Raw genomic sequence first — 10,488 nt, 5'->3', positions numbered from 1 at the left:
TCGTAAAGGCGACGATGTCATCGTGCTCACCGGGCGCGATAAAGGCAAGCGTGGCAAGGTCACATTGCGTAAAGATGATTCTCACCTGGTGGTTGAGGGTGTCAATATCGTCAAGAAGCACACCAAGCCCAACCCGATGAAGGGTGAGGCCGGTGGTATCACTCAAAAGACAATGGCTATTCACCAGTCGAATGTTGCAATTTTCAATGCAGCAAGCGGCAAGGCTGATCGCGTGGGCATCAAATTGCAGGCTGATGGCAAACGCGTCCGCGTTTACAAGTCCAGCGGCGAAGAAATCAAGGTGGCATGAACATGGCTCGTTTGCAACAAATCTATCGTGAAAAGCTGGCGCCAGAATTAATGGCCAAGTTTGGTTACAAGTCGCCCATGCAAGTGCCGCGGCTGACCAAAATCACGCTCAACATGGGTGTGAGCGAAGCAGTGGCCGACAAAAAGGTGATGGATCATGCGGTTGGTGATCTGACAAAGATTGCCGGTCAAAAGCCTGTGGTGACCATGTCCAAGAAAGCCATTGCCGGTTTCAAGATTCGCGAGAATCAGGCCATTGGTTGCATGGTGACGCTGCGTGGCGCCCAGATGTATGAGTTTCTCGACCGTTTTGTCACTGTGGCTCTGCCGCGAGTGCGTGACTTTCGCGGTATCTCTGGTCGCTCCTTTGATGGCCGTGGAAATTACAACATTGGCGTGAAAGAGCAGATTATTTTCCCTGAAATTGAGTACGACAAGGTTGACGCCTTGCGCGGTCTCAACATCAGCATCACAACGACGGCCAAGACCGATGACGAGTGCAAAGCGCTTCTCGCTGGTTTCCGTTTTCCCTTCAAGAACTGAGGTGACCTGTGGCTAAGATGGCTTTGATACAGCGCGAGCTCAAGCGAGACAAACTGGTTGCCAAGTACGCAAAGAAACATGCGGAATTTAAGGCGATTTCTACAGATGCCAAGCGCACTGACGAAGAGCGTGCCGCTGCACGCCTGGGTTTGCAAATGTTGCCTCGCAACGCCAACCCCACGCGCCAACGCAACCGCTGTGCGATCACGGGTCGCCCACGGGGCACGTTCCAGCATTTTGGCTTGGCACGTGCAAAGATTCGCGAAATGGCTTTTGCCGGTGAAATACCTGGCATCGTCAAGGCAAGCTGGTAATCGGCAGGAGAAATAGATATGAGCATGAGTGATCCGATCGCCGACCTGCTGACACGCATTCGTAATGCGCAAATGGTTGCAAAAACATCTGTACGTGTACCTTCATCCAAAGTGAAAGTCGCGATTGCCCAAGTTTTGAAAGACGAAGGCTACATTGATGGATTCAAAGTCGATGCAGCTGACGGCAAGCCCGAGCTGGAAATCGCCTTGAAGTACTACGCTGGTCGTCCGGTGATTGAGCGCATAGAGCGCGTCAGTCGGCCTGGGCTGCGCGTGTACCGTGGCAGCGATGCCATTCCACAAGTTCAAAACGGCCTGGGTGTGGCAATTGTCACTACGCCCCAGGGTGTCATGACTGATCGCAAGGCGCGTGCTACCGGTGTCGGTGGCGAAGTGCTGTGCTACGTCGCCTAAAGCGTGACATTGAGAGGAAATAGAAGATGTCTCGTATAGCAAAAATGCCCGTAACCATCCCTGCTGGTGTGGATGTGACGGTTGGTGACCAAACTGTCAGTGTCAAGGGTGCCGGCGGTTTGCTGACCCTGACGCAAAACATGCTGGTCAAGATTTCCAGCGATGATGGCAAGCTGAGTTTTTCTGCTGCCAACGAAACGCGTGAAGCCGATGCCATGGCCGGTACCTTGCGCCAGTTGGTGAACAACATGGTGATTGGTGTCACCAAGGGCTTTGAGAAAAAGTTGACCCTGATCGGCGTGGGCTACAAAGCGCAAGCGACTGGTAACAAGCTCAACCTGACGGTGGGCTATTCGCATCCTGTCAACATGGACATGCCGGCTGGCATCACGGTGGCAACACCCACACCGACAGAAGTAGTGATCAAGGGTGCTGATCGTCAGCGCGTTGGTCAGGTAGCGGCTGAAATTCGCGCGGTACGTCCGCCTGAGCCTTATAAAGGCAAGGGTATTCGGTACGCTGACGAAAAAGTCGCGATCAAAGAAACCAAGAAGAAATAAGGATCTGCATCATGTTGAGCAAAAAAGAGCAGCGTCTTCGCAGAGCCCGTCAAACCCGCATTCGTATCGCCCAACAAGGCGTTGCGCGTCTGACGGTCAACCGTACCAACTTGCACATTTACGCCAGTGTGATTTCTGGCGATGGAAGCAAGGTCGTGGCCACCGCATCGACGGCAGAAGCCGAAGTGCGACAGTCATTGGGTGGGTCGGGCAAGGGTGGCAATGTTGCTGCAGCCCAGCTCATTGGAAAGCGTTTGGCTGAAAAGGCAAAAGCAGCAGGTGTCGAAAAAGTGGCATTTGATCGTTCAGGGTTTGCGTACCATGGCCGCGTCAAAGCGCTGGCTGATGCGGCACGCGAAGCTGGCTTGCAGTTCTAAGCAGATCGGAAACTAATATGGCTAAAGTACAAGCAAAAATGCAAGGTAAGGCTGAAGGGCCTGAGGATGGTCTGCGCGAAAAGATGATCGCGATCAACCGGGTCACGAAAGTGGTCAAGGGTGGTCGTATCCTCGGTTTTGCCGCACTGACCGTGGTCGGTGATGGCGATGGCACGGTGGGTATGGGCAAAGGCAAGTCGAAGGAAGTTCCTGCGGCTGTCCAAAAGGCCATGGAAGAAGCCCGTCGCAACATGACCAAAGTGTCGCTCAAGAATGGTTCTCTTCACCATAAGGTGATGGGTCACCACGGCGCAGCCTCCGTCATGATGGCGCCGGCCCCCAAGGGTACCGGCATCATTGCTGGAGGCCCGATGCGTGCTGTTTTTGAGGTGGTCGGCATCACCGATATTGTGGCCAAGAGCCACGGTTCCTCAAATCCGTACAACATGGTTCGCGCCACTTTGAACGCTTTGTCGCACGCCACAACCCCTTCCGTGGTTGCCGCTAAGCGTGGCAAGACGATTGAAGAAATCTTTGCCTGATTGGAGTTTTCAAAATGACAACGCAAAATAAAGTGACGGTTCAGCTTGTGCGCAGCCCGATTGGCTGTGCAGAGTCGCACCGTGCCACAGTTCGCGGTTTGGGTTTGCGCAAGATTCGCAGTACCCGTGAGCTGGTGGATACCCCTGAAGTCCGTGGCATGATCAACAAGATCAGCTACCTGGTCAAAGTGCTCTGAGAGGTAAATGATGGAACTCAACAGCATCAAGCCGGCTGACGGCGCTAAACATTACAAACGTCGTGTCGGACGCGGCATTGGCTCAGGCTTGGGTAAGACAGCAGGGCGCGGCCACAAGGGTCAAAAGTCACGTGCTGGCGGTTACCACAAGGTTGGTTTTGAAGGCGGTCAAATGCCTATGCAGCGCCGGCTGCCAAAACGCGGCTTCAAATCCGCACTACTGAAATTTAATGCTGAAGTGACGTTGTCGGCCTTGAATCTGCTGGAGGTGTCTGACATCGATTTGGCGGTTCTCAAGCAGGCTGGCCTCGTTGGTGAGTTGGCTAAAGTGGTCAAGATTATCAAAACTGGCGAAGTGACCAAGGCCTTCAAGCTCAACGGCATCGGTGCAACCGCATCAGCCAAGGTAGCCATTGAAGCCGCTGGCGGCAGTGTTGCGTAATTCAGATTCAGGACTGGTGTAAGTGGCTACTAGCTCGGCTCTTTCGGCAAAAACAGACAAGTACGGCGATTTGCGTCGCCGTCTCGTCTTCTTGTTGCTCGCTCTTGTGGTGTACCGCGTGGGTGCGCACATTCCTGTGCCCGGTATCGATCCGGTCCAGTTGCAGCAGTTCTTCAAAGGGCAGCAGGGCGGTATCCTGGGCATGTTCAACATGTTCTCCGGCGGGGCGCTATCCAGGTTCACTATTTTTGCATTGGGGATCATGCCGTACATTTCGGCCTCGATCATTATGCAGCTCATGGGTTACGTTGTGCCTGCTTTCGAACAGTTGAAGAAAGAGGGCGAAGCCGGGCGTCGCAAGATCACCCAGTACACCCGTTATGGCACGCTTGGCTTGGCACTGTTTCAGTCTTTGGGGATTGCGGTAGCGCTTGAAAGCTCAGCTGGGCTCGTTATTTCACCGGGTTTTGGCTTCCGCATGACGGCAGTGGTCACTTTGACCGCAGGAACCATGTTCTTGATGTGGCTGGGCGAGCAGATCACTGAGCGCGGTTTAGGCAACGGCATCTCAATTTTGATCTTCGCAGGCATTGCTGCCGGATTGCCAAGTGCAGTCGGGGGACTGCTTGAACTCGTAAGAACTGGCGCCATGAGCATATTTGTCTCATTGTTCATTGTTGTCATGGTTGGACTTGTCACCTACTTTGTGGTGTTTGTTGAGCGTGGGCAACGAAAGATATTGGTGAATTACGCTCGGCGCCAGGTGGGCAACAAGGTTTACGGGGGGCAATCCTCCCACCTGCCCCTGAAGCTGAACATGGCCGGTGTGATCCCTCCGATTTTTGCGTCCTCAATCATTTTGTTGCCTGCAACGGTAGTGGGTTGGTTCAGCGCAGGCGATTCAATGCGCTGGTTGAAAGATATCGCAGGGTCATTGTCGCCAGGGCAGCCGATCTACGTCATGTTTTATGCAGCAGCAATCATTTTCTTTTGCTTCTTCTACACAGCATTGGTATTCAACAGCCGCGAAACGGCTGAGAACCTCAAGAAAAGCGGTGCATTTGTGCCTGGTATCAGGCCGGGTGATAACACTGCCAAGTACATTGACAAGATTTTGTTGAGGCTGACGTTTGTCGGTGCAATCTACATCACGTTGGTTTGCCTTTTGCCAGAGTTTCTGATCCTCAAGTACAACGTGCCGTTCTATTTCGGTGGCACATCCTTGCTGATCATTGTGGTGGTCACCATGGATTTCATGGCCCAGGTACAAAACTATTTGATGTCGCAGCAGTACGAGTCTTTGTTGAAAAAAGCTAACTTTAAGGCGACTTGAGGTTAAAAATTATGGCCAAAGACGACGTTATTCAAATGCAGGGCGAGATTGTGGAAAATCTTCCCAATGCAACTTTCAGGGTAAAACTTGAAAATGGCCATATTGTTCTGGGTCATATCTCGGGAAAAATGCGGATGCATTACATCAGAATTTTGCCCGGAGATAAGGTGACGGTAGAGCTTACGCCTTACGATTTGAGCCGGGCACGCATTGTGTTTCGTGCCAAGTAGTATCAACTGTTTAAGAATTGTTTAGGAGAATGCAATGAAAGTTTCGGCTTCGGTAAAGAAAATTTGCCGCAACTGCAAAATTATTCGACGCAAAGGCGTTGTTCGTGTGATCTGTACCGATCCGCGGCACAAACAGCGTCAGGGTTAATTGCAAGAGTTATAGAGGACCAAAATGGCACGTATCGCTGGTATTAATATTCCGCCACAAAAGCATTCTGAAATTGGTTTAACCGCCATTTTTGGTATCGGACGTAGTCGCGCACGCAAGATTTGTGAATCATGCGGCATCGACTACTCAAAAAAGATCAAGGATCTTACTGATTCTGATCTTGAAAAAGTGCGCGATGAAGTCGCCAAATTCACCATTGAAGGTGATTTGCGCCGTGAAACCACCATGAACATCAAACGCTTGATGGACATCGGTTGCTATCGTGGCTTCCGGCACCGTCGCGGTCTGCCCTTGCGTGGCCAGCGCACGCGTACCAATGCGCGCACGCGCAAAGGCCCTCGCAAAGCTGCGCAATCACTCAAGAAATAACAGGCACTGAAAGAACATTATGGCTAAAGCACCCGCCAATAACGCCGCTCAGCGCGTACGTAAAAAAGTTCGCAAGAACGTGGCCGACGGTATCGCGCACGTTCACGCTTCTTTTAACAACACCATCATCACCATCACGGACCGCCAAGGCAATTCTCTTGCCTGGGCATCCTCAGGTGGTCAGGGCTTTAAGGGTTCGCGCAAGTCAACCCCTTTTGCAGCACAGGTTGCTTCAGAGGTCGCTGGTCGTACTGCCATTGAGCAAGGTATCAAGAATCTTGATGTTGAAATCAAGGGTCCCGGTCCAGGCCGTGAGTCCTCGGTACGGGCTTTGGCCGCTCTTGGTATCCGCATCAATATGATTGCCGACGTGACACCTGTGCCGCACAACGGCTGCAGGCCACAGAAGCGCCGTCGTATTTAATTTTTAAACCAAGCCCACCGCCAATGTGTTCGCACATTGGCTCCCGCTTTTAGCGAGCGGTAGCTGATCAAAAGGAAATTCAAGTGGCACGTTTTTTAGGCCCAAAGGGCAAACTCTCACGCCGTGAAGGCACTGACCTGTTTCTCAAGAGCGCCCGTCGTTCTATTGGTGACAAGGTCAAATTCGATTCAAAACCCGGTCAGCACGGCCGCACCTCTGGTGCGCGCACATCTGATTTCGGCATTCAATTGCGCGAAAAGCAAAAAGTCAAACGCATGTACGGTGTTCTTGAAAAACAGTTCCGTCGTTATTTTGAAGAAGCTGATCGTCGCAAGGGCAACACCGGTGCAAACTTGCTGACTTTGCTTGAAACACGCTTGGACAATGTGGTCTACCGGATGGGCTTTGGTTCGACACGCGCTGAGTCACGCCAACTGGTTTCGCACAAGGCGATTCTCGTAAATGCCAAGTCGGTCAATATTCCTTCTTACCTGGTCAAGGTTGGTGACGTGGTTTCTGTTCGCGAAAAGTCCAGCAAACAGAATCGCATTGCTGAGGCATTGCAATTGGCGCAACAAGTTGGCATGCCTGCTTGGGTTGACGTCAACGTTGAAAAAGCCGAGGGCGTTTTCAAGTCAGTTCCGGATCGCGATCAATTTGCCGCCGATGTGAACGAGTCGCTGATTGTCGAGTTGTATTCCCGTTAAGCGCAATCAGCCTATGTTTTGGCAACCGATGGTTTATTGCTCGTCAGTTGCATCGTAAGCCTTTACCGGCGTCATTTGCCGGGGGTATTCAGAGGATTTATACATGCAAAATATATTACTAAAACCCAAGGCTATCAATGTTGAGCAGTTATCTACCAACAGAGCTAAAGTTGTACTAGAGCCTTTTGAGAGAGGTTACGGCCACACCTTGGGCAATGCCCTGCGCCGCGTGTTGCTTTCGTCGATGCCCGGTTATGCGCCCACCGAAGTGACCATTGCCGGCGTACTGCATGAATATTCTTCAATTGAAGGTGTTCATGAGGATGTCGTCAATATCCTGCTTAACCTTAAAGGTATTGTCTTCAAGCTGTTCAACCGTGATGAAGTCACCTTGAGCTTGCGCAAAGACACCGAGGGGGTGGTTACCGCTGCTGACATTCAGACGCCGCATGACGTGGAGATCATCAATCCGGACCACGTGATAGCCCATTTGGCTCATGGTGGCAAGTTGGATGTCCAGATCAAGGTGGAGCGCGGTCGTGGTTATGTGCCAGGAACCTTGCGCCGCCATCTGGATGACACCACCAAGTCGATTGGTCGCATTGTTCTCGATGCCTCTTTCTCGCCAGTCAAGCGTGTCAGTTACACGGTGGAAAGCGCACGGGTTGAGCAACGCACTGATCTGGACAAGTTGATTCTTGACATTGAAACCAACGGCGCACTTTCTGCGGAAGATGCCGTTCGTGCCTCTGCCAAGATATTGATCGAACAGATGGCTGTCTTTGCTCAGCTCGAAGGCGGAGATGTTGACTCCATCATATCTTCGCCTGTGCGCGGTGGCAGTTCCAACTTCGACCCTGTGCTGTTGCGCCCGGTTGATGAGCTTGAACTGACTGTGCGCTCTGCGAACTGTCTGAAGGCTGAAAACATTTATTACATTGGCGACCTGATTCAACGCACTGAAAATGAGTTGTTGAAGACGCCAAATCTTGGCAGAAAGTCGCTCAACGAAATCAAGGAGGTCTTGGCTTCCCGTGGTTTGACCTTGGGCATGAAGCTGGAAAGCTGGCCACCTGTTTCTCTGGAAAAAAAGTAACCACATAAATTATCTATGTGACATGAACAGTACCTGATACGGCTGTTTTATTAAATAAAGGAATCCGCTATGCGTCACGGACTTGGTCTTCGTAAATTAAATCGTACTTCTTCGCATCGCTTGGCGATGTTGCGCAACATGATGAACTCACTGATTGAGCACGAGGTTATTAAAACCACTGTGCCCAAAGCCAAGGAGTTGCGTCGTGTGGTTGAGCCCATGATTACCTTGGCCAAAGTGGCTACGGTTGCCAATCGTCGGCTGGCCTTTGACCGTTTGCGTGATCGCGACTCGGTTGTAAAACTATTCAACGTGTTAGGCCCCCGCTTTAATGCGCGTCCAGGTGGCTACACCCGAATCATGAAAAACGGTTTCCGCGTGGGTGATAACGCACCCATGTGCATTGTCGAATTGGTGGATCGCGGGCCTGAAACCGTGGTTCCAGAGGCTGAAACAGCGGCTTAATCGGTTACAATAAAGACATACCGCGCGATGGAGCAGTCTGGTAGCTCGTTGGGCTCATAACCCAAAGGTCGGAGGTTCAAATCCTTCTCGCGCAACCACTCAAAGTGTAAAAAATGGTCTACAAATGTAGGCCTTTTTTTTGTCTGATCATTGCCCCAACTGATTTCCTTCTTCTCTCGGTCTCAGTTGGGGCAAAATGGTGCATCCGCTGAACACGAGATGCGTCTGCTTTTCAGATCTGTTGCTCTGATCTTGTTCCCTCCTTTTTCCTGTTGCTGAAGCATTCATGACCCACTACCCATTGACTGAACTGCCAGAATCGTTGGCAAATGGCGCGCCGCGCTGCGCTGAGGTCGTGCGCCAGACCGCAGAGACTCAAATTACCGTTCGCGTCAATCTGGACGGTACCGGTCAGTCCCGGCTGCATACCGGCATCGGTTTTTTTGATCACATGCTTGATCAGATCGCGCGCCACGGGCTGATCGACCTTGATATTGATGCCGCCGGTGATCTGCACATCGACGGCCACCATACGGTTGAAGATGTTGGCATCACGCTGGGGCAAGCGGTTTACAAAGCCGTGGGTGACAAGAAGGGGCTCCGTCGTTATGGACATGCCTATGTGCCGCTTGACGAGGCCTTGAGCCGTGTGGTGATTGACTTTTCGGGGCGTCCGGGCCTGGTGATGGATGTGCCTTTTACCAGCGCCATGATTGGCAACTTTGACAGTCAGTTGATGCACGAATTTTTCCAGGGCTTTGTCAATCATGCACTGGTGACGCTGCACATCGATAACCTCAAAGGTGCAAATGCCCATCACCAGGCCGAAACGGTGTTTAAAGCCTTTGCCCGTGCCCTGCGCGCGGCTTTGGAGCTAGACCCACGCGCCCTGGGGAGCATTCCTTCCACCAAAGGTTCACTCTAGTTCGAATGCAAATTGAATACTGGCGTTCGCCCATCGCCCCGCCCAAGACATGAGTTCAATCGTTTCGCCTGCCACCCGGAAAATGGTTGCTGTGGTGGATTACGGCATGGGCAACTTGCGCTCTGTCTCGCAGGCCGTTCAGGCCGCAGCAGTCGGCACGGGTTTTCAGGTGGTAATCACCCAGAGCCCCGACGTGGTGCGTTCGTCTGAGCGTGTGGTGCTGCCAGGTCAGGGCGCGATGCCGGACTGTATGCGGGAACTGCGTGAATCTGGATTACAGCAGTCGGTTCTGGAAGCCGCCCTCAGCAAGCCCATGTTTGGCGTTTGCGTGGGTATGCAAATGCTGCTGGACCACAGTGAGGAGGGCGACACGCCTGGCTTGGGTCTGATTCATGGCGAAGTCATCAAATTCGATTTGAAGGGCCAACTTCAACCCGATGGCAGCCGCTACAAGGTGCCGCAAATGGGTTGGAACCAGGTTTGGCGCAACAACCACGGTGGTGCACCCCATCCGGTTTGGGGTGATGTTCCTGATGGCAGTTATTTTTACTTTGTGCACAGCTTTTATGCCAAACCGTCTGATCTGCGCCACAGCGCAGGAGAAACCGACTATGGCCAGCGCTTCAGTTCAGCCATTGCCCGTGATAATATTTTTGCCACCCAATTCCATCCCGAAAAAAGCGCTGAGCATGGCTTGAGCCTGTACCGAAATTTCCTCCACTGGAATCCTTGAACTTTTTTTCACCGTTCGGGCTAAGCTAGCCAAAGCCCATTTACCCCCCCTCCCACTGAAGCATCATGCTTTTAATCCCAGCTATTGACCTCAAAGACGGCCATTGTGTGCGCCTGCAACAAGGCGACATGTTGCTTTCCACCACGTTCAGCGAGGAGCCCGCGGTCATGGCGCGCAGTTGGGTTGACAAGGGTGCCCGGCGCGTCCACTTGGTGGACCTGAACGGTGCCTTTGCCGGACAACCCCAAAACGAAAAAGCCATTCGCCAGATTCTCAAAAGCATCGGTAGTGAGGTAGATGTGCAATTGGGCGGCGGCATTCGTGACCTCGACACGATCG

Annotated in this window: 20 protein-coding genes and 1 tRNA gene; all 21 read left to right on the top strand. The window is 52.3% G+C overall.

All coding sequences use genetic code 11. The annotated features are described in order from the left end of the window. The coding region (gene rplX, locus GPS82_RS11585) for a 50S ribosomal protein L24 (protein WP_296494811.1) at window positions 1-310 on the top strand (310 nt) is incomplete at its 5' end. 2 nt (window positions 311-312) lie between these two features. Beyond that, complete coding sequence (gene rplE / locus GPS82_RS11580; protein WP_296494809.1) at window positions 313-852, top strand: 50S ribosomal protein L5; 540 nt, start codon at window positions 313-315, stop codon at window positions 850-852. 8 nt (window positions 853-860) lie between these two features. Next, the gene (gene rpsN / locus GPS82_RS11575) at window positions 861-1,166 is read left to right on the top strand and encodes a 30S ribosomal protein S14 (protein ID WP_296494806.1); all 306 of its coding nucleotides are present in this window, start codon (window positions 861-863) and stop codon (window positions 1,164-1,166) included. Window positions 1,167-1,184: 18 nt separating this feature from the next. Next, complete coding sequence (gene rpsH, locus GPS82_RS11570; protein ID WP_296494802.1) at window positions 1,185-1,580, top strand: 30S ribosomal protein S8; 396 nt, start codon at window positions 1,185-1,187, stop codon at window positions 1,578-1,580. A 26-nt stretch (window positions 1,581-1,606) separates the two neighbouring features. Further along, window positions 1,607-2,140, top strand: coding sequence for a 50S ribosomal protein L6 (gene rplF / locus GPS82_RS11565; protein WP_296494800.1), 534 nt, complete (start codon window positions 1,607-1,609; stop codon window positions 2,138-2,140). A gap of 11 nt (window positions 2,141-2,151) precedes the next feature. Next, window positions 2,152-2,517 carry a 50S ribosomal protein L18 gene (gene rplR / locus GPS82_RS11560; protein WP_296494797.1) on the top strand — a complete coding sequence of 122 codons (366 nt, stop codon included), beginning with the start codon at window positions 2,152-2,154 and terminating at the stop codon, window positions 2,515-2,517. Between the two features lie 17 nt (window positions 2,518-2,534). Next, a complete protein-coding gene (gene rpsE / locus GPS82_RS11555) occupies window positions 2,535-3,059 on the top strand; it encodes a 30S ribosomal protein S5 (RefSeq protein WP_296494794.1) in 525 nt (174 codons plus the stop codon). Between the two features lie 14 nt (window positions 3,060-3,073). Continuing rightward, window positions 3,074-3,256 (top strand): 50S ribosomal protein L30, encoded by a 183-nt coding sequence (gene rpmD / locus GPS82_RS11550; protein WP_296494789.1) that lies wholly within the window; start codon window positions 3,074-3,076, stop codon window positions 3,254-3,256. A 10-nt stretch (window positions 3,257-3,266) separates the two neighbouring features. Continuing rightward, window positions 3,267-3,698, top strand: coding sequence for a 50S ribosomal protein L15 (rplO, locus tag GPS82_RS11545; RefSeq protein WP_296494812.1), 432 nt, complete (start codon window positions 3,267-3,269; stop codon window positions 3,696-3,698). A 22-nt stretch (window positions 3,699-3,720) separates the two neighbouring features. Further along, on the top strand, window positions 3,721-5,031 hold the full coding sequence (gene secY / locus GPS82_RS11540) for a preprotein translocase subunit SecY (RefSeq protein WP_296494786.1): 1,311 nt from the start codon (window positions 3,721-3,723) through the stop codon (window positions 5,029-5,031). Window positions 5,032-5,042: 11 nt separating this feature from the next. Beyond that, window positions 5,043-5,261 (top strand): translation initiation factor IF-1, encoded by a 219-nt coding sequence (gene infA, locus GPS82_RS11535; protein ID WP_223907181.1) that lies wholly within the window; start codon window positions 5,043-5,045, stop codon window positions 5,259-5,261. Window positions 5,262-5,295: 34 nt separating this feature from the next. Then, window positions 5,296-5,409 (top strand): 50S ribosomal protein L36, encoded by a 114-nt coding sequence (rpmJ, locus tag GPS82_RS11530; RefSeq protein WP_012348927.1) that lies wholly within the window; start codon window positions 5,296-5,298, stop codon window positions 5,407-5,409. Window positions 5,410-5,433: 24 nt separating this feature from the next. Further along, on the top strand, window positions 5,434-5,799 hold the full coding sequence (gene rpsM / locus GPS82_RS11525) for a 30S ribosomal protein S13 (protein WP_296494776.1): 366 nt from the start codon (window positions 5,434-5,436) through the stop codon (window positions 5,797-5,799). A gap of 19 nt (window positions 5,800-5,818) precedes the next feature. Continuing rightward, window positions 5,819-6,223, top strand: a complete 405-nt coding sequence (gene rpsK, locus GPS82_RS11520) for a 30S ribosomal protein S11 (RefSeq protein ID WP_296494774.1) — start codon at window positions 5,819-5,821, stop codon at window positions 6,221-6,223. A gap of 83 nt (window positions 6,224-6,306) precedes the next feature. After that, entirely contained in the window at window positions 6,307-6,930 is a 624-nt protein-coding gene (rpsD, locus tag GPS82_RS11515; RefSeq protein ID WP_296494768.1) for a 30S ribosomal protein S4, read from the top strand. A 103-nt stretch (window positions 6,931-7,033) separates the two neighbouring features. Continuing rightward, window positions 7,034-8,026: a DNA-directed RNA polymerase subunit alpha gene (rpoA, locus tag GPS82_RS11510; protein ID WP_296494765.1), complete on the top strand. Its 993-nt coding sequence runs from the start codon at window positions 7,034-7,036 to the stop codon at window positions 8,024-8,026. Window positions 8,027-8,095: 69 nt separating this feature from the next. Continuing rightward, window positions 8,096-8,491, top strand: coding sequence for a 50S ribosomal protein L17 (gene rplQ / locus GPS82_RS11505; protein WP_296494762.1), 396 nt, complete (start codon window positions 8,096-8,098; stop codon window positions 8,489-8,491). Between the two features lie 21 nt (window positions 8,492-8,512). Continuing rightward, a tRNA-Met gene (locus GPS82_RS11500) sits at window positions 8,513-8,589 on the top strand. Window positions 8,590-8,777: 188 nt separating this feature from the next. Continuing rightward, window positions 8,778-9,416 carry an imidazoleglycerol-phosphate dehydratase HisB gene (hisB, locus tag GPS82_RS11495; protein WP_296494760.1) on the top strand — a complete coding sequence of 213 codons (639 nt, stop codon included), beginning with the start codon at window positions 8,778-8,780 and terminating at the stop codon, window positions 9,414-9,416. 49 nt (window positions 9,417-9,465) lie between these two features. Continuing rightward, the gene (hisH, locus tag GPS82_RS11490; RefSeq protein ID WP_296494758.1) at window positions 9,466-10,149 is read left to right on the top strand and encodes an imidazole glycerol phosphate synthase subunit HisH; all 684 of its coding nucleotides are present in this window, start codon (window positions 9,466-9,468) and stop codon (window positions 10,147-10,149) included. A gap of 65 nt (window positions 10,150-10,214) precedes the next feature. Beyond that, window positions 10,215-10,488 (top strand): HisA/HisF-related TIM barrel protein (locus GPS82_RS11485; RefSeq protein ID WP_296494756.1); only part of this gene is annotated, 274 nt, incomplete at its 3' end.

The organism is Rhodoferax sp. (genome assembly GCF_011391645.1).
GTDB lineage: Bacteria > Pseudomonadota > Gammaproteobacteria > Burkholderiales > Burkholderiaceae_C > Rhodoferax.
This window is presented reverse-complemented; position numbering and strand designations above follow the sequence as displayed.